At 56.4% G+C, this 21,069-nt stretch carries 17 protein-coding genes; 8 read left to right on the forward strand and 9 right to left on the reverse strand.

Features of this window, described 5'->3' with window-relative positions; translation table 11 throughout:
- Positions 1 to 37: 37 nt before the first annotated feature.
- Positions 38 to 1,174, reverse strand: a complete 1,137-nt coding sequence (locus C475_RS22705) for a hypothetical protein (RefSeq protein ID WP_082223408.1) — start codon at positions 1,172 to 1,174, stop codon at positions 38 to 40.
- A 176-nt stretch (positions 1,175 to 1,350) separates the two neighbouring features.
- Here C475_RS22705 and C475_RS24765 point away from each other — a divergent pair, with 176 nt between their 5' ends.
- The 3 genes from C475_RS24765 to C475_RS21910 all read left to right on the forward strand — a co-directional run bounded on the left by C475_RS24765 (position 1,351) and on the right by C475_RS21910 (position 6,281).
- On the forward strand, positions 1,351 to 2,316 hold the full coding sequence (locus C475_RS24765; RefSeq protein ID WP_204366209.1) for a hypothetical protein: 966 nt from the start codon (positions 1,351 to 1,353) through the stop codon (positions 2,314 to 2,316).
- A 32-nt stretch (positions 2,317 to 2,348) separates the two neighbouring features.
- Positions 2,349 to 3,863 carry a Piwi domain-containing protein gene (locus C475_RS24770; protein WP_204366210.1) on the forward strand — a complete coding sequence of 505 codons (1,515 nt, stop codon included), beginning with the start codon at positions 2,349 to 2,351 and terminating at the stop codon, positions 3,861 to 3,863.
- 156 nt (positions 3,864 to 4,019) lie between these two features.
- Complete coding sequence (locus C475_RS21910) at positions 4,020 to 6,281, forward strand: tyrosyl-DNA phosphodiesterase (RefSeq protein WP_235728496.1); 2,262 nt, start codon at positions 4,020 to 4,022, stop codon at positions 6,279 to 6,281.
- Between the two features lie 185 nt (positions 6,282 to 6,466).
- Here C475_RS21910 and C475_RS25395 read toward each other — a convergent pair whose 3' ends face one another.
- From C475_RS25395 to C475_RS24560, 7 genes are all read right to left on the reverse strand, one after another.
- The gene (locus C475_RS25395; protein ID WP_082223409.1) at positions 6,467 to 6,841 is read right to left on the reverse strand and encodes an HNH endonuclease; all 375 of its coding nucleotides are present in this window, start codon (positions 6,839 to 6,841) and stop codon (positions 6,467 to 6,469) included.
- Between the two features lie 502 nt (positions 6,842 to 7,343).
- Entirely contained in the window at positions 7,344 to 8,837 is a 1,494-nt protein-coding gene (locus C475_RS21915; RefSeq protein WP_006886118.1) for an ATP-binding protein, read from the reverse strand.
- A gap of 188 nt (positions 8,838 to 9,025) precedes the next feature.
- The gene (locus C475_RS21920) at positions 9,026 to 10,909 is read right to left on the reverse strand and encodes a hypothetical protein (RefSeq protein ID WP_049931212.1); all 1,884 of its coding nucleotides are present in this window, start codon (positions 10,907 to 10,909) and stop codon (positions 9,026 to 9,028) included.
- Complete coding sequence (locus C475_RS21925) at positions 10,909 to 13,209, reverse strand: VirB4 family type IV secretion system protein (protein WP_006886120.1); 2,301 nt, start codon at positions 13,207 to 13,209, stop codon at positions 10,909 to 10,911. The genes C475_RS21920 and C475_RS21925 overlap by 1 nt, the downstream gene beginning before the upstream one ends.
- Before the next feature lie 6 nt (positions 13,210 to 13,215).
- Positions 13,216 to 14,811: a DUF7139 domain-containing protein gene (locus tag C475_RS21930; RefSeq protein ID WP_049931215.1), complete on the reverse strand. Its 1,596-nt coding sequence runs from the start codon at positions 14,809 to 14,811 to the stop codon at positions 13,216 to 13,218.
- The gene (locus C475_RS21935; RefSeq protein ID WP_006886122.1) at positions 14,812 to 15,267 is read right to left on the reverse strand and encodes a hypothetical protein; all 456 of its coding nucleotides are present in this window, start codon (positions 15,265 to 15,267) and stop codon (positions 14,812 to 14,814) included. It abuts the gene before it with no gap.
- A gap of 211 nt (positions 15,268 to 15,478) precedes the next feature.
- Entirely contained in the window at positions 15,479 to 16,078 is a 600-nt protein-coding gene (locus C475_RS24560) for a hypothetical protein (RefSeq protein WP_152436589.1), read from the reverse strand.
- A gap of 332 nt (positions 16,079 to 16,410) precedes the next feature.
- On the opposite strand from C475_RS24560, the gene C475_RS21940 reads away from it, so the two are divergent.
- The 5 genes from C475_RS21940 (at position 16,411) to C475_RS25225 (ending at position 20,433) form a co-directional block, all read left to right on the forward strand.
- On the forward strand, positions 16,411 to 16,779 hold the full coding sequence (locus C475_RS21940) for a hypothetical protein (RefSeq protein WP_006886124.1): 369 nt from the start codon (positions 16,411 to 16,413) through the stop codon (positions 16,777 to 16,779).
- Between the two features lie 124 nt (positions 16,780 to 16,903).
- On the forward strand, positions 16,904 to 19,228 hold the full coding sequence (locus C475_RS24565; RefSeq protein WP_006886125.1) for an RHS repeat domain-containing protein: 2,325 nt from the start codon (positions 16,904 to 16,906) through the stop codon (positions 19,226 to 19,228).
- Between the two features lie 45 nt (positions 19,229 to 19,273).
- Positions 19,274 to 19,777: a hypothetical protein gene (locus C475_RS21950; protein WP_006886126.1), complete on the forward strand. Its 504-nt coding sequence runs from the start codon at positions 19,274 to 19,276 to the stop codon at positions 19,775 to 19,777.
- Positions 19,725 to 20,303, forward strand: a complete 579-nt coding sequence (locus C475_RS25400) for a DUF192 domain-containing protein (protein ID WP_394295286.1) — start codon at positions 19,725 to 19,727, stop codon at positions 20,301 to 20,303. Before C475_RS21950 ends, C475_RS25400 begins: the two co-directional genes overlap by 53 nt.
- Positions 20,212 to 20,433 carry a DUF192 domain-containing protein gene (locus C475_RS25225; protein WP_161625243.1) on the forward strand — a complete coding sequence of 74 codons (222 nt, stop codon included), beginning with the start codon at positions 20,212 to 20,214 and terminating at the stop codon, positions 20,431 to 20,433. The genes C475_RS25400 and C475_RS25225 overlap by 92 nt, the downstream gene beginning before the upstream one ends.
- A 201-nt stretch (positions 20,434 to 20,634) precedes the next feature.
- Here C475_RS25225 and C475_RS22725 read toward each other — a convergent pair whose 3' ends face one another.
- Complete coding sequence (locus tag C475_RS22725) at positions 20,635 to 21,054, reverse strand: arsenate-mycothiol transferase ArsC (RefSeq protein WP_152436590.1); 420 nt, start codon at positions 21,052 to 21,054, stop codon at positions 20,635 to 20,637.
- Between the last annotated feature and the right edge of the window lie 15 nt (positions 21,055 to 21,069).

The raw sequence follows: 21,069 nt of genomic DNA on the forward strand, positions 1-21,069 counted from the left end.
GGAAGTAGAAGCACGAATGAGATATTGCCGGACAAAACTATCCCCCATTCACATCGTAGGACATCTGGAAGGCCGGTTGCCCCTGTGTGATCTCGTGGTCGGCTATCGAAAATAGCGGCTGGATGTCTGCTTTGGTATAATCCTCTATACAGTCATAGAGTTCTGTTGCGCGCGTATCTGATCCATCGGCAAGCGCCTCTAACCAGGCAGCACCGAAATAGGGGATGTCGCTATTGAAGATCTCCGTATCGTCCAAATCGTAGGACGGCGGTGTTCGACCGTTTTCATGCATCAACTGCCATTGGTCACCTCGCCAGTTTCGCGGTGAAAGGCCGGTTTCGTAATCCGTCCAGCAGGTCGTTGGGACAGGAGAACCGACATGGCTGGCCATATCCTCAAGAGATCCTGCACCGAGAGCTCTATTCTTCGCCGCTGAGAGATCCGCATGATGGTGGGATTCGAGTACTGTTCGAATTCTGTCTCCTCTTTCGGGTTCGCCAGTAGCTACTGCAGCTCTTTTTGCACGCCCTAGAAGCACGGGGAAATCGAACCACGCCCCACTGAAAGTCACAATAACCTCGATATCACGTGTCTCGATCCAGTCGACAACTGCTTCGATTGCTTCTAATTCCGCCGTCTCCGTCTGATCCTCTCGGAAGAGAACCTCGGTCTCGACTTCCGAGTCACAATCCGCTCGATATCCCAAACCGATACAGAGGATTTCCTGATGATCCGGATTCGTCGCCTCGCGGTCACTCTCCGATACAGTCGAAATCGTCTCAATATCCAAGGCAGCGATGGATTCAGCGTCACCGAGTTTTTTGACGACACCATCACCAGAGGACGATGAAGGCGCGGGGCAGTTTTCTAGCTCCTGAATCTGCCGTTCCCATTTTGCCTGAATGCCGATCGTACCTTGATAGACATCCGGCCTGACGTCATCGAATTCGTACCAGGACCCCTCGATGAATTCGTACCCGGCGAGCTCACAGTCCTCGAAGACGGTTATCTTCACGTGAACGCCGGTTACGTCAGAACAGTGGACTATCTGTGCCCAATAGTCGTGGTCTTTAGTTTCATCTATACTGTCTATCCTGAGGGGAATTCGGAGGCTATTTTCGTCCTGTTTTGCAGTGGAGACGATGTCCTCCGCTGTCTGAACACTCGATGCCATTGTCGCGACATGGACTTCCGAGTATATTTACTTTGGGATGGCCGTATCTTCTAGTTTGTTAGTTTGGGATGGGGTTAGTCACTAGGTTTATCACCTAGGCCGGCATTGACGGAACTACGGAACGAGGGATGAATACGCGAACAGACATCCGGTCCGACCAGCGTATCGATATCACGGTGGGAGTCGTAGAGATCGACGAGTGGGACCACCATACAGTAGCCCGGAAGATAGTCCTGACAGATATCGAGGGGAATAATGTCGCGCTGACGATTTTCAACAACAATGACTGTGCGTCCTACGAGTGGGACGTGGGTCGTTGGTATCGACTCGAGGAAGCGGTGGGCGACGTTTATAACGGAGAGAAGCAACTCAAGCCCTCCTGGGATTTCAACATAGTCTCACTCGATAAGACACCCTCTGAGGCCACCGACGAGGCAATCCGGCAACTCTCAGAAGAGGAGCCAGCCGAAGCCCAAGATTCGACTAGTTCGAAGTCGGCTAATTCCCTCGGAAGAGGGAACTATCTCTTACATTACTGTCTGGGAGAGCTCCCAGAGCTCCAAGTACATAGCTACCAACTTCGGGTCCCCGGCGGAATAGACGAACAAGATGATGGAGTCGAAAATGGTATTCTTGGCTTCACCGCCCGTGTAGCGGCCCAGTTTCGATATCAAACGCAAGGGCCGGCAACGACAAACGGCCCTCTTCGGATTTACAGTGTCAGCGAGGTGTCTAACCCCATAGAAGTGGCCGGCCATACGGTCGAGCCAGAGCATACCGGGGTAGAAACGCTAGAAGCCCGTTCATTTGATGATCGGGAGCCACTTCGAGAACTCGTCAAGCAAGATTTGAAAGCAGCACTAGCGGGTCAGTACGACGTCAAGGCGATCAACTCTATCATTGAATTTGAGCCGGAAATCCGAGCGAACAGCGGGGACTTCACAGCCTCCAGGGAATACAAGTGTCGTATCTGGATAGATCCTGATGGGACAGTCATTTGCGGAGTGGACAGCAGCTACCATCTCCAGTCAACCTTCTCTGCGGCCGAATACGTCCGAAATGGTCAGAGATCGAGGGAGTCACCGTCGAGCACGATACAGACGTCTATGAGAACGGTGGCACTGGAACGGTTCAGGAGTTAGTCGAGACTGGTTACGAGGATTTCGTCGACGAGATGGGGTCCTCCATCGCTGAGTATCACCGGACGCGTGGATACGTCAATGAGGAGACTATACAGACGGTCGCTGCCAGTGAGCCCATCATGGCTCAGATCGACTATGGGACGATGGACGGACTCCAAGCGCTCGAGTATTGCTCTGTGGTCCCGACGCTAGACCAGTTGAAACTCCTCGACGGAGACTTCCACGGACGGTTCCAATCTGTATCTCGAAAACGGCCTAACGAACGGTTCAGCATAGCTCGGTCGTTCATCGAATCAGTCGGAACGACGCCGTCGTTAGCACTAACACCCGAGTCCCGTCCTTCCAACGTCTGTTACGACGAAATTTCGATTGACGCGAATCGGTCAAATCTACGATTCAAGAACGGGAAGACTGCATCTTATGGAGCCAAAGGACTCGACCGCCACGGAGTGTATCAGTCCCCTCCGTCATTCGATCTTCTCTTCCTCTATCCACAGCGCTACCAAGACGAGAGTAGTGACTTCGTCAGGCTTCTCCTCAAGAAGCTCCACGCCTACGGGACGAGTCCAACGAAGATCGAACGAGAGGCGTATGCGCTCGGCTCTGAATTCGACTATACCCAGGTAGCCGAACAAGCCACTGATTTCGACGGCGTCGTTGCGGTTGTACCGGATGAGGGCTGGATAGAGAAGCAGACCGATATCGACGACCCGTACCCAGAGTTCAAACAACAGTTCGGACAGAAAAAACTCCCCTCCCAGATGGTCGCGGTCTCCAGCCTTTCTGAGGATGACTACCTAGGGAACATCGCTGCTGGACTCGTGGCAAAATGCGGTGGCATCCCGTGGCGAGTTCACGATGTTCCCGGAGATACCGACGTATTCATCGGACTCGACGTCACCTACGACGCTGAAACCGAACAGCACGTCGGTGCGAGCGCAAACGTCGTTCTCGGGGATGGCTCTATTCTTGCATCACAGTCGACGTCGCTGCAGAACGGAGAAACATTCCAGATTGACGATATCGTCGACGTCATCAAGAATCTCCTGAACATCTACCTCGAAGAGGAAGAGGGAACACCGAACCACGTCGTCATCCATCGCGACGGCCAGTTCTATCTGGATCTCGAAGCCCTCGTAGAACGACTCGAAAAGGCCAGTGATCTTATCCCAAAGTTCGATCTCGTCGAGATCCGAAAGAGTGGGAATCCGCGTATCGCCTCCTACACGGGCGACCGGTTCGAGAGTGCACGGAAAGGGACTGCATTTGAGTCGGAAAACGCCGATCACGCCTATCTAGCGACGACAGGGAAACCAGAACGGCTTCCCGGAACTCCACAACCGATCCGCGTCGTAAAGCGACACGGTTCGACAGACCTCTCCACGCTGACCAAGCAGGCCTATTGGCTGTCGGAAGCCCACGTTGCGTCGATCAGTCGATCGACCCGCCTCCCGATCACTACATACTACGCGGACCGATGTGCCGAACACGCGAGGAAAGGGTATCTCCTGAACGGTGAACTTCTCAAAGGAGTCCCATATGTGTAGACTAAGCCGCTTCATGAAATATCTCAACTCACCAAAACCAGATCACTACAAATGACGGAATCATTTGAACTCCCTTTCGGAGGGGACGACAGCGGTCGAGTCGAATTGTTCAAGAGCTACAATCGTTTTGCGTCGTACTTCGAGGATGCGACCAGGATGAAGGTCGTAACGTACTGCGACTCGCCGAAATTCATCCTCGAACTATTCGACCGAGTTGAGACGCTGGAGTATCTGGAAGTCGTCGTTGGTGATATCGACGATTACCGAGAACGTCTCATCGATAAGCCAGAACTCGCGGATAGGCTTGAACAATTGAAACGCGACGGAAAGCTCGTAATCTACCTCTGTGAGAACAAAGAAGTCCACAGCAAGGTATATCTCATTGAATACGGCCCAAGCAGTGACTCTTCTCGCCGAGAAGCCGAGTCGGACACACCAGACTCGTCAACTGGGGACGAAACGGCTAATCAGCAGACGCTTGGGACAGTAGAATCGGCAGTAGAGGAGGAATACAAAGATTCGTCCGGGGAGCAGCTAGCTGAGGAATCCGAGGAGACAGAACTATCAGCGGTCCGCGAAGCCACCGCAATCATTGGTTCACCAAATCTCTCCAGCAATGCGTGGACTCGGCAAGCGAACGCAGGAGCAGTGTTCGAAACGTCGACGGCCACCGAACTCTGGTCGGACTTAGAGAACTTCTACGAGGAGCATCGGAAGTACAACAAAAACGGTCCGTTCCTCGATGATCTAACTGAGCGTATCGCCAACACTGACGACGATCGTGAAGAGGTACTTACGCTCTATACGGAAGGCAAGGTCAAAACCCGTGACGAAGTAGGACAGCTCCACGGACGCCTCGACGAACGGGTTGAGGCAGAGGCTGATAAGGTCGATCTCGTGCTCGGGGACGATATCGACCTCAGTGAGGATGTTGAAGAAGCCGTTGAAGAACGGGCGGCCTCGATGGACGACGTCAGTCAGGGTGAAGAAGCCAAAAACGTCGAGGAATCAGTAGCCGAACTTGACCCTGGTGACTCGGGGGATACCCGCATCAATCTCTCACTTGTAGGGCACAGCGACGAAGCGATTGAGACGTTAGCGAAGATGACTGATTTCGATGCGTCGCTCTCCGGTGACTCGTTAACAGCTACTCCGCGGGCCGTTCAGCAGTACAAACGTGACGTATTCGAGGTCCCCACGATGCGCGTTTCCCGAATCAAATCCGACGAGCAGAACGCGACACCGAACGACGTTGAGTTCGGCGACCACCTGACGTTCCACGCTGACGGGAAGGTCTATCAAATCGGCCAGCCACTTCCAGATGATCGCGACCGAGTTGCGTCGGCTCTCCAAGGTATCCAAGATTACTTCGAAACGGTTGATAAGTACGGGAACTGCAACGATCCAGACGCCGTAAAGGCACACATGGCCGAGGCGCTCCTCTGGATGATGTGGGCTCCATTTGCTAATCGGACCGCGGCCTTCTACAGCCAGTACGGAATCGATCTCGACAAAGCACTCCCAAACTTGTACGTTTGCGGAGAATCCGACGCCGGCAAAGGGACGTTCGCCGAGTTCGCGCTATCACTCATTAGTGGCGGCCGCGTCAAACAGCCAGTAGACGCCGACGAAATAGGAAAGAGAGAGATTCGAGGAATGCGATCTGCTAACACGGCATTCCCCGTCGTCGTCGACGACATCACCAAAGACACCGTCAATCGGTTAGACACGTTCCGGAACTACTGGGGTAACTGGACCTCCGAAGCCAGCTATCCGTTATTTGCGTTCATCAGCAATGACAAGCGTCCCGACGAGTGGTTCCGGAACAGGGCGAAGATCCTCCATTTCGACGTCAACTTCGACACGAGTTACAAGGGCGAGGCGGAGGTAAATCGACTCATTGATCAAGAGAACCCCCTCTTCCTCTGGTTTACCCATGAGCTCCTCACTCGAGATCTTGAGCTGACTGACGATGACGATGCGCTCCGGGTCGCCCGTGAAGTCATGATCGACATCTACGAGTACGCCAACGAACCCGTTCCAGACTGGTTCCCACGGCGACCCGCGGACGAGGAACATGACTCCGGGAGAGACAGGTGGTACGATCTGCTCCAACGTGAGGATGTTTCTACTGAGGACCGGGGAGATACGCTGCGCGTCACCTTTCCGGAGGAGATGTCGACAGAGACTTACACCTACATGCGGGATCCTCCTACAGTTGCACGGGTAGAGAAACGTGGCCGAGACCTGTTAATCAAGTCTCCAAAGGAATTCGTTGGATGGTTGGGGACACCACCTGCCGGAGTTGATCTGCCTGATACGGAAGCCAAGACAGACACTCAGGAAGAAATTAGCGAGGCCCCCAATGACGACGGAGAGAGCGGCTTTCTGGGAAGAGTCCGTGGGTTATTCAGTTGATCTCGGTTGTGTCAGACTCAATCGAAGCCAGAGAGGAGTATTCCGTGTTACCAATCGAAATTACTCCTACTGCCGCATATTCACGTGGCAGATACTCCGGGCCTTCTGAACTCGGTTCCCTGTACCTAGATTACGGTCTCATAGAGCAAGGCTGTACCAACGATCCGCCACTGATCTGATGCCTTTCATAGGAATCTCCGAATAATGCGTATAAAGATGTTACCCGTCCTTCGAAGAATACGGACGCCTTTGTATCCGCGGTTCTCGTAGTTGCGCCCGGTAGGGTGGCCGTGGGCCCGATCATGACAGGACTGACAAACAGTCGCGAGATTCTCAAGGTGATTCCCACCACCACGATTTAGAGGGATCTGGTGGTGTGCATGAAGAACAGCGCCACCATCGCCGGCATGCGGGCCACTACGAACCCCGCAGTACTGGCACGTGTAGTTGTCCCGTTCATACACAGCCTTTCGGCGGAAATCCCAGTCAGGCGGATACTTACCCTCGTAGGTGTCCGGGTCATCCCATCGAGCGCTCACTCCAGAGCCACGACCGAACATTACTCAGAACGCGTCTCCGCTTTTGCCGTGCCTGGCTGTACAGACTCGGCTTTCAGCTCCACGAGATGGTCTACGGCTGCGAGATACGGTTTGAGTTGTGAATAGTGGATTTTGTCTGGCCCTCGGAGTAACTTCATGACGTTCAACGATACGCCGCGATCAATTATAAATCAGCTATCGGAATCAGTGTCTCAGAAGCTTAACACGGAATTTTCCCACACATCACCCCTACATCCAAATCGGACACACCCACTATCGATGCGAAAGTCCACTCGGGGAGGATGGGAGAATCGACTGGTGGGGAATTAGGCCCTGTACGACTTCCTGAAAATCCGTGATCGGATATCCTACGCTACGCTACACCAGTATTGTTCCTACTTGTAGCGTAGGTGGATGCTGTCCGACGCTACAGAGCCTTCACCGAACGGTTCTGAAGCAAATCATGAGGTCAGCCATCCGTGTTATACGGATAATCCATATAGTCCGGAGCGAATTCGCGAGGCTACTGATATCCTCGACTCTGATCGCCGAAGTTCGGAAGAGAAGATGTCTGCGATTGGTTCGACTCGGACTCCTCAGCGAGTCTATCCCCCGAAGGAAAGTCTTCGCGAGTTATCGTCTCGGCATCCCGGGTGGCTGCGTTCCGTCGTGCCTCGAGTACGAGTTCTTCGAGTTCAGCTCCGGTGAGCCCTCTAGTTTGAGCCCCAAGAGCAGCGAGTTCCTCTCCGGACAGCGACGAGGGTACTCCAGCGAGATGGATCTCCAAGATAGCGTGTCTGGTCTCTTCATCAGGCAGGTCAATCTCGAAGTGAGTGGCGAGACGACCGGGCCGGAGGACGGCGGGATCGATATCTCCTGGTCGGTTCGTCGCCGATATGACGATTGCCTCTCGGCCCTCACGACTCAACTGTACAAGGAATTCGGAGGTCACCTTCCTGTCCTCGACGTGGGAGCTACGGTCAGAGACGTCCCGTGCGCCGAACAGGTGCTCAGCCTCGTCGAGAAAGATAACACATTGCCCGATCGAATCCGCTTCATCGAATAGCGCCCTGATCTGCTCGCTGCTCGCGTTGATCCAGCGGCTCGTGACATCACCAGGCGAGAGCTCGAGGAAAGGAGCACTCAACTCCCCAGCGAGTGCCCGAGCAAACATCGTCTTTCCTGTGCCAGGAGGACCGTAGAACATGATGCCTCGAGCAGGTTCGATCCCGAACCGAGAGAAGCGGTCGTCGTCAGCTCCGGCCGACCGGATCGGTTCGATCACCTTGGAATGTAACTCACTCTTGATTTCGTAGTAGCCACCGATATCGGCGAATTCGGTGTTCGAGTACTGCCAATCGTAGGAATACCGATCGAGAGCGGCCGAAGAAGGCCGGTGATCCGGCGCTCCGACAGGTGATACAGACCGGTTGTGAGATGCGGTTTCGTCGAGGTGGTGATTTTCCGGAGTTCCCGTTTGGAGGGAGGGCGTAGCGGACTGATCCGACGAGTCCGTGGCGGGAAGTCCAGCGGAGACGGGGTCGGGTTCTTCGGTGTCGGTTTCTGCAAAAGCGAAGAGTGCAGACACAAGATACGCGCCGAAGAACTGACAGCCAACCGTTGCAGCAACGAAGAAGGGCCCAACGAAAGCGGGGATCTCCTCAGGGCTGGAACTGACGAGTCCCATCGATACGAGGGTGCCAAGAGCGACTACGATAGTAGACAAGACAGCCCCCACACCAATTGGAGCAAAGATGTAATGACCGAAATAGAGCAGAATGAGCGAGCAAACGACGAAGAGGACGCCATAGATGAAGAATCCCCCCATGCCCGACAGCTCTGAATTGAATCCCTGTGGAGCCGCCCACCAGCCCCAGATAGCGACGACCGCAGTAATACCCAGAGCTTCGGTGGCCCGTCCCCAGCGACCGTACTCGTCGAGATGGACTTTCTCTTTGAAGTTTAGATACGCGTAGTCGGCGATCAGATAGAGTGCTGTGGAGGCGATTAGTGACATGAGGGCGTTGAGGGCTTTCTTGTAGGCGTCTTCTCGGGTGTCGGTCTCGTACTACAACGCACCGAGCGTAGAGATTCGTGTGATGTTCAGTCTACGCTGTGTTGATATTTAAACTCGCGTAGAGAGGTGTGTACTGGCCGATATCAGGGATATTCCTGTGATGTGAGGCTCCGTTGCCCGTTGGGGCGCTATTTCTCGCCTCCATTCACGAGATCACTGTTCGCCGCACCAGCTTGTCCTGAAGCGACCATTCCGAACTCGTCGAGAGTGTGGTTTGGACTTCGGGAGCGGCCAGTGCTGCCCCCGCTCGGGCCAATCAGCGGCTTTGCGGCGTTTTGACCGATCGAATACGCGAGGTAGGAATTTCCACTGGCGCCACCGACGAGCGCACCAGTTCCAGTACGGACCGCAGTCGAACCTGCTCGAGCCCCTACCGTAGTACTCGTTTTCACACCTTCTTTCCCGTAGTGAGCCGCTGTATGGGCCTTTTCGAGTCTATCGAGTGTAGACTCCTTTGCAGCGACGTCCGCATCTGCTTCCTGTTTCTCGGAGCCGGCCCTTTGGACCGCTTCAGAAAGGTTCACCTGGTGTTCCTGACCGCTCTCCCCCTGGTAAGACGCCATCGTTGCCCCCGTCTCTCGGTCCGTGTAGACGTCGGCCTCTGAGCTCTCCGCAGGCGACTCAGGGAGGATCTCGTAATCGTTCGCCTGATCCAGGTCCAGCGTCTGTTCGTTAACCGCCTTCGTGACGAATTCGCTTTTCGCCTGAACCTGAGAGGCCACTTCTCTCGCCCCGTCGAGATTCGACCGAGCGGTACCGGTATCCAATCTCTTTCGGGCGTTCTCGACTGTCTTCTTGACAGTCCCGCTCCCAGGCATCTTCTGTGCCCCCCGGTTCATCGCTTTGGACGCAGCACCTTTCATCGGACTTGCTAAGCGGTTCGCCAGCCCAGAACCGCCAGCTCCGGGAGTCGCGCTCGCTGCTCCACTACCAGATGCTCCAGCCGCACCTGACGCCCCTGCACCGCTACTAGCGCCTGCGGCACCACTGGCCCCACCAGCACCGCCACTAGCTGCCGCGCTTCCACTGCCAGCAGCTGCACCGCCGCCACTACCTCCACCACCAGCGATCGCAGCACCACCGACACCACCAGTAACGGCCGCGCCGGCGAGAGCAGCTACCGCAATCGTGGCTTTAGAAGCGGCCTCACCAACGCCCAAGGGCTGTCCAGCCCAGGAGACCATCTTCCAGACGGTAATGATCAAGACGATCGGGAACATGAGGATAAGGACGAGCTCCGCAAACTGGAGCCCGACATTTCCGATAGCGCCGTTTCCTATCGTTTGCAGGATTCCGCCTTGTTCGAGGACCTGGAAGGTCAAGACGACGATCGCAATGATCGGGCCGCCAAGCAGCGAAAACAGTCCCATCCGCAAGAACGTCGCTCCGACGTCTCCGGCCGCCTTGAGCGGACCACGGCCCAGGAACCAGATGACCGCAAAGAACGGAGTTCCGATAAACGCCATCCAGACCATAAACCACCGAAGGAGGAGGAAGAATATGGACAGGAGCAACGCAAGCAGCGCCAAGATCGCGGAGACAACTGAGACGATGAACTCCAAAGCGAACGAAGTCGTCGTTAGACTTGCCCCCGTGAGATCGTTCCCGTATCCGTAGTTGAGCGAACCTGGGTCTGGGTCGAGGTCCAGGATCGCGACCGTCACAGCGTTCGTCGCGTCAATCGCGAACCCCCATGCAGGCTGGGAGATCCCGACGAAGAAGATCACCATCACGACGCGAACGGCCATCTCCATGAGGCCCCCTTCACGGTCTTCGCTGAACGGCCAAGCGATGAGGGAGACGGCGATAGCGATAGGAAGAAGGACCATCGAGATCTCGAAGACGCCGTCCCAAGCGGCACCCGCGTTTGCTGAATCGTAGGGATTCGGAATCCGGAGGAGACCTTTGATTAGCTCGTCAGTCAGCGCCGTCGACAGCTCGTTTGCGATGTCCTCAGTGAGATGTTGGAAGAACCCCCAGAACGCCTCAGCGATGGCGTCGGCGAGTCCCATCACCGATCACCGGACACTGGCGCTTCGGAAGAATCCGATCCGGAGGATGGCGTCCCGAGATCGTCGAATTGCTGGGCGAACTTGCCGGAGAGTTCTATATCCAGGTCGCGGTTCGCCACCTCCGGCATGTCAGTGAGGTCCGGAGTCGAGTCACTGGTGTGGTCAGGTCGAATTACGTTCTCCGTCTTCTCGATGTGCTCCCACGGGTCGAGGTTATTGTCGATCACATGATGCTCGAACTCACCCGAGTGGACCTCCAGACGACGTCGTCCGTGTCTCGTCGTCGAAAGGAGGCAGCCGGAGTAGCCGGACTCCTGGCCCCGTGGCGCCGATTGGAGGAATTTCACTTCGGCAGGCGAGAGGTCGAAGTACTCCTTCGTCACGTCGGCCACGGACTGCGCATAGAAGAGCATCTTGATGTCACAGTTTTCGTAGACCTCGCGACGCTCTTCGGTCCGGAGGAATTCGTGGGCTGTCTGGCTCATCAGCGTCAGACCCGCGTCATAGTGGCGAGCGTGACGGATGAAGAGGTTGATCAGGTCGCGCGTCGACGCGCGACCAAGCAGGTAATGAGCCTCGTCGAAGGTAACGTCGAAGCGGCTTGGGGAGCGTTTGGCTTCGAGATAGGCCCACTGGAGCATGGAGTGAAGGATCAACGGCATCTCACCCGTGTCGGCGAAGGAGCTCATGTCCATCACGACGAGTCGGGAGTTGAGGTCCAGATTCGTCTGACCGTTCAGGTTGTGGTTGATGCCGCCAGGCTTGAACGACTCAAACTTCGGCTCGAGCGCCTGTGCCACCTCTCTGTGAGTGTCAGAGGGCGTGAAGACGGCCTTCGGAACGGAGACGGGCGTATCCGTGATGGGCTCTCCGTCCTCCGAGAGGACGCCGAGTTCCTGGAAGTGGCCGATTTCGGCTGGGCTGGCGACACCTTTCTCGACGGCCTCGAACAACCCACCAGCCGAGATGACTTGGACACCACGGATCAAGTCATCGATGATTGGCGATTCATTCGCGTACGTGTCGTAATCACCGAGGACGATCCCCTTGGAGAGGTACGCATAGTGGGCTGCCTGGATCGCCATCCCCTCTTCAGCTGCTGGGAGTCCCCCGCGTTCTTCGTAGTGAGTATTGAGCATCTCGACGACAGACCGAACCGTGAGTGGATACGTATCCTCACTCGCACCGACTCCCTCTGCAGGTGGCTCGATATCCATCGGGTTGACCTTCTGAGCCCCACCGAACCGGATCACCTCTCCTCCCAGTTTTTCCGCGAAGAACGGATAGTCGTCGCCCGCGGGGTCGAACAGCACGCATTGTACATCAGGTTCCGCAAGCAGACGTCGATAGATTTCTAGCTTCCGGGCGTAGCTCTTCCCTGATCCTGTCTTCCCGGAGATCACGGCACCGAATCCGGAGTGAGCATAGCGGTCCAGGATGACCGGACGCGAGGTATCGTCGAACCCCAGAAGAATACCTTCATCGTCGTAGATCGGTGGCTCGACGAGGTTAAACAGCGTCCCCAGAGCTTCGAGCTGGATGGGGTGGACGTTCTTGATTGTGTCTGTCGCGAGCGGGACGATACTCCCGTTAGCGTCGATCTGCTGGTGGCGCAGGACGGTCGTCTCGACGTCCTGTTCTGCCAGTATACTGTCGACCCGCTCGCGCATCGCCTCTAGCTCGTCCCGAGAGTCCGCAACGAGTTCGATATAGATCGCGATGTCGTAGATTTTGGTCGTTCCTCTGATTACGTCCTGCAGGATTCGCAGGAGGTCATCGCGCTCGAGTTCATCCTGGTGCGTATCGGTTCTCCCTTTTCGAGACTTGAGCGTAAGGGCAGTCGTGGTTTGCGTATAGCGGCGTTGGAGTTGCTTGCGAACCTTCGCGGGGTCTCGAGGGTTAATGTGGAGCGAAAGCCGGAGGTTGACGTCCGCCAGGGTGAGCGGGACGAGCCAACCCAATCCCACTTTTCGCGGGAACCCGGTAACCGTCAGGATTTGACTCAGTCTTTCGTCCCGAACCTGGAATTCTGGGTGTCGATCCATCGCGCGAGGCGCGACGAGTTTCTTGTCGAGATTCTCGCGTTCTTCGAGAGATTCGACAGCTGAAACGAGCGGTAACTCGTCTGACTGGAGCTGATAGGCTGCCCACTCGATATTCCGCCGAGTAGCTTCTTGATCCAGAAGTTCGAGGTAGTCGATGGCCGTCTGCGTCTGTTCTCCGGAGAGATCGTCGATCGGGATTCGTTCCGACTCCTCGTCGGGCGTATCCGTTCCGAATAGTTTGTCTAATGGGTTCATGTGTCCTCAGATCCGCTCCTCATCCGCGCCCGCCCCAGCGTCCGTCTCCTCGGTAGATTCCGATGCTGCCTGTTCGATGGCTTCTGTCCCGCTACTGTCGTCATCTGAGACGCCTTCATCGCTGCGTGATTCGGGACCTCTCGTTGCTCCAGACTGGTCACCTTCGTCGGGGTCGTCGCGGTTGGCGCTCTGGGTCTCTTGGCCGCCATCAGGAGCGACTTCAACAGAGGCCAGATGTGAGAGGTCGAGCTGACGACGGGAGCGGACCGCTAACCCGATCCCAGCGACCAAGAGGAAAACACCGACGGCGTACACTTCGACGGTAAAGGTGGTGAGCTCGGGATTCGAGAAGTTCCAATCGGCGGGGTAGGCGTCGACAAAGAATTTCGTCGCGACGCCGGCTATAGCGAGTCCGACACCTCCGAGAATCTTCGCGACCCTCCCCGTGGGAAGGAGAATGATGAGACTCATAAATAACGCAGGCAGACTCGCCATGCCACCAGCGAACGCCGCCGTACGAACCATCCAGTAGGTGTCACTCCCACGGGTTGCTCCTTCCATCGTCCAGACGAACGCACCGAGAGATCCGAGGCCGATGGCGACACTCAGTAGCGATAGAAGTACGCCCGCGTATATCGACGCTGGAACAACCGGACGACGTCCGTATCCGACAGGACCGATGTTCCGGGCATACCAGCGGAGGATGCGGTCCTTCGAAACTCTGTCTACGAGGTCCGGATGTGCATACCCGCCCTCTTCGACCGGCACAAGCGGGTCTATGTCGGAATCCAGCTCAGGTTCAGGATAGGTCTCAGAGACGCGCTCGAACGTCTCTTCCGAGTCGACATCTTGCTCGTCCTCGTCAGTAGCTGCTTCTTCAGCGTCGATCGCAGCAGCGTCCTCATCTGGTCCAATGAACGCTCCTTGTGTGAACGAGATTGGCGGTTTTTCACCGTGGTAGACCTCGTACAGAACTTCGAGAACCGACGCCCTGGTGTCGAGGATTGTCGTCGTCACCTGCGTCTGGGGGAGCTTCGAAGCGACGCGCTGGGCGCGTGCCTGGACCTCTTCGAGGAACGCTGGTTCGTCCTCGACGATCTCCTCCCCACCGCCAGGAAGCATCGAACGAACGGTGTCCATAAAACCGTCGTCGAAGTCCTCGTTCTTCGGGACTGAGACCGCGACGTAGAAGTCCCGGTCGCGAATCTCAGCAACCTCGATGATGTTCCGAAGCCACTGAGCGTGATAGTAGCGTCCGTAGTCCAGAAGCGGTGATTCGTCGAGGGAGTCGTCGTCATCCTGCTGTCTGTCGTTTGGTCCGATAACTGGGTCGTCGTACCCCTCGAATCGGCTGAGATACGGCTCCGGATCGTAGACCGTCGTCATCGAGAGGATCTGCGTCGGGAACTTCAACCCCCGTAAGTACGTCAGGAAGGACACGTACAAGCTTTCGCGACGCTCTTCGGAGAGGATAAGCCAGTCACGAGGCTCGACTTTGATCAGCATCGCGTAACTCGTCGGAGTTTCGACGATGCCGCCATCACGGACGTTTTTGAAGTCCATGAGATCGAGCGTCGACCCCGTTGAGTGGAATTCACTCATCTATGCATCCCCAGTCCCAGCGGGCCCATCGAGAGTAACGAGGTCCTCATCCAGTCCGAGCGGATCGGGATTCGAAGTAGTGGTTCCTCCGGCCGATTCAGCGTCTTCGCTGTCCACTACTGTGAGCCAGACATCTTCCGGAGAGCTGGTCACGAGTCCGTTTTCCCCCTCCTCGGGAGGTTTCCAGATGTAGTGCGTCTGCCCCCGGTAGTGCCGGAGGAGTGCGCCGGCGAATCGGAGCGGCTGTTGACCCGGTGGAGTCTGCTTGTAAATCACCGCGCCGATGAGGACACCGACCACGACTAGCGGGAGGGTGATGATCAGCGGGAGTCCGATAGCGTAGAGAATCAAGCATGGGACGACGGGTGGCCCCATCGACTCGGCGAGTTTGCGAGCTGAGACGCCCAGAACCTTCGAGGCTAACAGGTGGGAGGCCATCGGGATGTCCTGCGTCATCGCTGTTCACCGGCCACGTCTGGTTGACTTTCAGCGGTCCTATCGCCGCAACCCGCGGTGGGCTCCTGCAGCCAGCCCTGCTCGGAAACCAGCAATCGCTGTTCGGCTTTGAGCATTAGCCCCCGCCAGGTCAACCCGAGATCGTCTCGAACAGCGTCCAACCACGCGTACTGGTCGCTGTCAGCGATCTTGATCCGAGTTCTGTGCGCACTCACGCGATATCACCCTCGTTGGTTTCGAGTGCGTACTGGTCGTAATCGCAGTAAGGATCGACCGGATCTTCGCTACCTTGGGGTTCTACCCCTCCGGTCTGAGGGTCTTCTACGCGAGGGGGTAATGCTGCAGACCGGACCGGGTCTCTATCCCGACAATCGTCCGCTTGTTCGTCCCACCGTCGATACAGCCGTTTTCGGGAGTGTTCTGATTCGACCTCAGGATCCGGCTGCTCGATTTCAGTTTGCCCGATACCTGAACTCGATCGAGTCTCTTCCGCAGAGACGGTGTCAGTTTCTTCCTCGTCAGACGGCCTGCTACCGAGATCATGGTCGGAGTTACTCCGTTCTGCCGTCTGTTCACGCAGTTCCGAACGAAGGGAGACGCGTTCGGGCGCCATGCCCTCGTATTCGCCCGGAGTGTTCTGGTTCGCGAGTTCGGGGTTGAGTTCGAAGAGTGCCTGGAGCAGATCCAAGCTCTCAGCGTTTTTTGCGCCCTCTAGAAGGACTCCTCGCCATAGCAGCCCGTGCCTGTCTCGGAGATCCCGAAGGCGTTCGTATTCTTCTCTGGAGTGCCAGTCAATCTGGATTTCGTGCATAGGAGGGTGTCCTCTGTAGGCCTGAGTGGGAAAGAACTCCCGAGCAAGACTCGCCAATCGAGGAGAGTGGGTAGATGCCCCTGAAAGGGGGTCCGCTACCACGTATTCCACCAATTGGAAACGCGAGAAACCATCTGTTCGAACAGAACAGTGGTTTTGCTCAGGGCTTTCCATCGGCGCTGGATACGCCAGTGTGGGATAAGCACTTTCCAGAATTAGAACATTTGAAACACTTACAACCGTTTCAATTTTGGAGTGTATATGGGTTCAGACACCGATTTTCCGGATAGCTCAGCCATCGCCAAAGTAGAAATGCGATGGAACCACCTCCTATGTTCACACCAGAAATTCTCGAGATTGGTGGGGTGTTCGTCCCTATCGGTGGGTCGATCACTCACACCGAACTCGATACACTGTGGCTTCTCGACGTAGCCCTTGCACAGTCTGTCGATATCCCGCTTCAATCGGGACTATCGAGTGACCTCCTCGATGCAGTCCAGGTTCCCGCCTGGGTCGGAATGACTATGAAAAAACTCGGCCTCGTCGTCTTGATCCTCGGAACGATCGGGTATTTCATGAGTCCTAGTCTCCGCGGCCGTCGGCGGAGCTTCCAATTCGCAGTAAGCGGCCTGTTTCTCACTGTCTTTGGAATCGCATTCGTCCCGCTCCAGAACCTGATCGCATATGTCCTCAATGGGTGAGTCAGGTGGGCGGAGAAGAGGAGCCAACGTCTGGAAGAGAGCGGGACGTATTCTCCCGCTTCTTCGGAACGTTGGAGCGCAGCTCGAACCAAGGTCTACAGCTCTCCTGAAGTCGGTCGTTGGAATGGGGGCCAGGAACCGGTCGCAGTGCGTCGATATCTTCGTGGCATCGGTTGTTTCGGTAATGCTCATCCTCGGTTCGTTTTCGGCGGTCGTTTCGGCCGACGACATTGGACCTCTCTATACCGTTCCGACCGCGAGCCCTGGAGACGACCGTACCTACGAGGAAACCTATCGCGTGCTCGCGAGTAATGACGAGGACCTCGACCCGGGTGACGTCAGCTACGGTGGCTACTTTGAGTCGGATTTCCCGTATGAACCCGTCTCCCTCGGTGTTACTGCGCACGATCCCTCGCAAGTGCTTCGCTACGCAGCTACGACTGACCTCTATCGTACACAGGCCTCCGAACTCGAACACGTCCCGTATGCCGACCAATGGGTACCGTATTCAGAATGGAATCCCGCCGGATCAAAAATCAGCTTCTGGAGGGTTCACGAGCTCAACGCCTACGACGGGCCACCAGACAATTCGGGGGAATGGTTCGTCCGGACGACGAACCAGTACGGAGACTGGAGACCCGTCTACAATGCGGAAGTGACCTGGAACTCGACGGCAGAGGAACCAGAACTCGCCAACCCCGACGAGGCCCTCGTCCACGACGTCGAGACGGAGTCGACCATCGCTCGGGTAAACCACGTGACCGAGCAGTACCGTGCATACTCGGACGATCCCACACGGGCAGCAGTTCCGATGAACCACGGGACGGAGCTCTTCCCGACGTTCAGTGGAGCATCGGTTCCACTCCGCTTCGGGCGAGGCAACGCTGATACCGTGAACGACGCTTGGGTCGGCGTCGCGAATGTCGCAGATGGTGCTTGGTATCGCGGTCGCTACGTGGTCGGAGACGTCATCATCGCCGCGTACGTGCCTCACGACTACCGAGCCGTCGTCCCGGAGGACTTCAGCCGCGACCGGACCTGTACCAGGACGCACACCCATACTCGCTTAGTCCTCAACGAGACCACCGGGAACTGGACCGAAGAGGAGTATACAGAAACACACCAATACCCGAAAACGCAGTGGGCAGAGTTCGAACTCGTCGACTCCGAAGCCGAGGTGACCAACGTCACCTTAGATGCTCCGTGGTTCAGCGGGAATTCGAGCTTCATTGACGTCGGGGACTCCGGAGTCTGGCTCAGTCTTGAACCGGGTTCGACAGGCTCTCTGGATTTTCCGCCGGGAGACTACAATCTCACCGCTCAGTACACCGTCAGAAACGAAATTCGGACCGACTGGGGCGTCACGAGCAATCGCTGCAACGAGTGGGACCGTACGACGACGAGAAACTACACCGTGTCCAGAAACTACACTGTGCCGGTAACAGTGACCACCTGGGATGCAGAGGACCTCCGGGTCGACGTCTTCGTCGCTGACAGCCCAGGCCGAGACCGCGTCAACATTTTCTGGGCCGGCAACCAGGATCTCCCAGCGAACCCCTGGGAAGAAATCGAGCTCGTGATCGGCGAGAAGGTCGTCACCATCAACTCCCCGTGGCGCTTCTACGATGTCTCGCGGAACACAGAGGTACAGGTCCGCACGGGCGATCCGGATGATTTGGAGATACATCCAGTCACGCATTCCTACAATGACCGCTGGCCGGCGATCCATCACTCGGTCGTGAGCGTTGCTAACGTCACGATTCAGCACCCAGAAGCCTTCAGAAATCAGGAGTACCTGTTCTGGAAAGATATCGATTCAGCACCCGCGATGGGGATCCCAGCGACTGATCTCCCGGACGGGATAGACGATACGGACAACGCGTATCCAACCACCGTCTACAGTGGGCTCGTCGGCGACATCAGGAGTAGTGACCCCCACACAGCCGAACCCGTCTCGATGGATGTGACCAGTGTCTTCGGTGGAGGGGTTGGCTCCACTACCCTTACAGTTGAGCCGATGGCTACGGCGAGTTTGACCATCGTAGACTCTAGTCCCTCTCCAGATGGCGAGGGACACGAGATGACCGTCCGGTTGGTTGATTCGAGCGATGATCCCATCCAGGGCCGTGAAATCACCGTCGCAGCGCGCACCGAACGGACCTACGTAACTGACTCTGACGGAGAAGTGACGTTCACCTATGACGGCTATCTAGCTCGGGTCATCTACGAGGGCGATGTCTGGTATACCCCTGGCGAACCGTTCTACGGTGAAGACCAGTTATACTACGTTCCACCTGTGTCCGCCGAGGTTTTCGCACCAGTCGGGACGATCGGGGAGTACCTAGCCGCCTCTATCAACAACACGCTTCTCGTTGTCGAGTGGATCGCTCTCGGACTCTTCGCTCTCTGGTGGGTCCGGCGGCACAAAGCATCGAGGAGAGGAGCGTGAGAACTCCGATGCAGCAGCTCTCCACTGAGCTAATCGAGGACACTCATGTCTGATCCTGCTGGGTTAATCGACCCCGCATTCGCTCTCTACGAGCTGGCCGACGTCGCCGGTCGATACGGGACGCTAATCGCGATCGTCATCGGCGTTATCGGGTGGGCGACAGCCTCGGATAACCCACAGCGCCTCGCTCGGTTTCGGGGGATGGCTATCGGAGGCACCTTCGGATACCTCTTAATCATCAGCGTCGACGTGATCTACGAGGTGCTGCGATTCATTCTGGGGACTGAGTTCCTCCCCTCGGATTGGCCCTACGGGGCTATCACCGGAACCGGATTGAACGATCTCACCCTTCTCTCGACCGCCCTGAGTGGAGTTCTTCACAGTTTAGGGCTGGCGGTCTTCATCGTCGGCGTCACGCTCTGGGCGTTCGGGAAACCAGGCTCGATAGCCGGGACAGGAGGTCGCCGTGCAGCGACGATGGGCCTCGTACTGGTCGGTGCGAGTATTGGCGGGAACGTGGTCGGGGTATTCGCTGGGGTCATACTGTGATTCCCGAAGAACTCAGAATAGGACAAAGGTCCCAGAGGAAGCATATCTCGGCCTTCCGCGAAGCTCTTACTGTTCGGCGTGTATCAATCCTAGCCCTCGTACTCCTCGGCCCGATGGCCGGAGTCGTCAGCCACGAGGTCTATCTCGACCTCAGTATCCCCGATCATGCTACCGCAACCATCGCCGACGCGAATGGAGCACCGCTCGCTCAAGTGAGCGGGAAGTAGCAGGAACGTGGCACGAACGATACGTCGGTCTAAGCGATTCAGAGTCTCTCGAACCCGGAGAGGGCCTGTTCTTCGCACATCCGAAACAGGGACAGCACAGCTACGTGATGCGAGAGATGGCCTTCCCAATCGATATCGTCTTCATCAACACCGAGGGAGAAATCACAACGATTCATCACNGGACAGCACAGCTACGTGATGCGAGAGATGGCCTTCCCAATCGATATCGTCTTCATCAACACCGAGGGAGAAATCACAACGATTCATCACACCCCGATCGAGGAGCCGCCGTACACTGAATACACCGGCGTGGCGAAGTACGTCCTCGAGGTACCATACGGGTGGACATCGGAGAACTCAGTGACTGTCGGCGACCGGATCGAGATCGAATGGAGGCATCGCAGATCGTCACCTCTTTCGTCGATATGATGTGATGTGCCTTCCCTCTATAACATATACAAGTGAATTCACTCCAGACGGAGCTACTGCTTGATTCTATGGCGCTATAGAACAGTTCTCATAGCCTTCGCCGCGTGCCCAATTGCTCAGTACAGGCCAACGATGTAACGCGAAACACTCTGAACTATCCACTAACTGGTAAGACAGTGCAAGATATATTTGACGGAGAGATCACTCCGCCGGAGTCGTCCCTCCTATCTCGTCAAAAAACCGCTTGACCTGCTCACGGATCTCATCTCTAACTGGACGATATGATGCTACTGTTTCGCCCCCAGATGCTTCCAAGTTCCATTGGCGTGCTTCTCCTTCCCATCCTTCGGGGCGGAACTGGTCTACAGAACATCCCATAGTAACGACGTAATCAGCGTCTTCAATATCGGCTGGCGTGATTTCTCGCGGCGTTCGGTCGCTGATGTCGATGCCTTCTTCCTTCAAAACTCCGACAACCTCGTCGTGGACGCTGTTGGCCGGATTGACGCCTCCCGTGACGATCTCAACGTCTGTCCCTCGCTCATCTCGTTCACGTTCTGCGAAGGCCGTCGCCATCTGGCTCCGTCCGGCGTTCCCAACACAGACGAATGCGAGTTTCATACTCTGTTGTTGCAG

Origin of the sequence: Halosimplex carlsbadense 2-9-1 (genome assembly GCF_000337455.1) — an archaeon.
In the GTDB taxonomy this organism is placed as follows: domain Archaea; phylum Halobacteriota; class Halobacteria; order Halobacteriales; family Haloarculaceae; genus Halosimplex; species Halosimplex carlsbadense.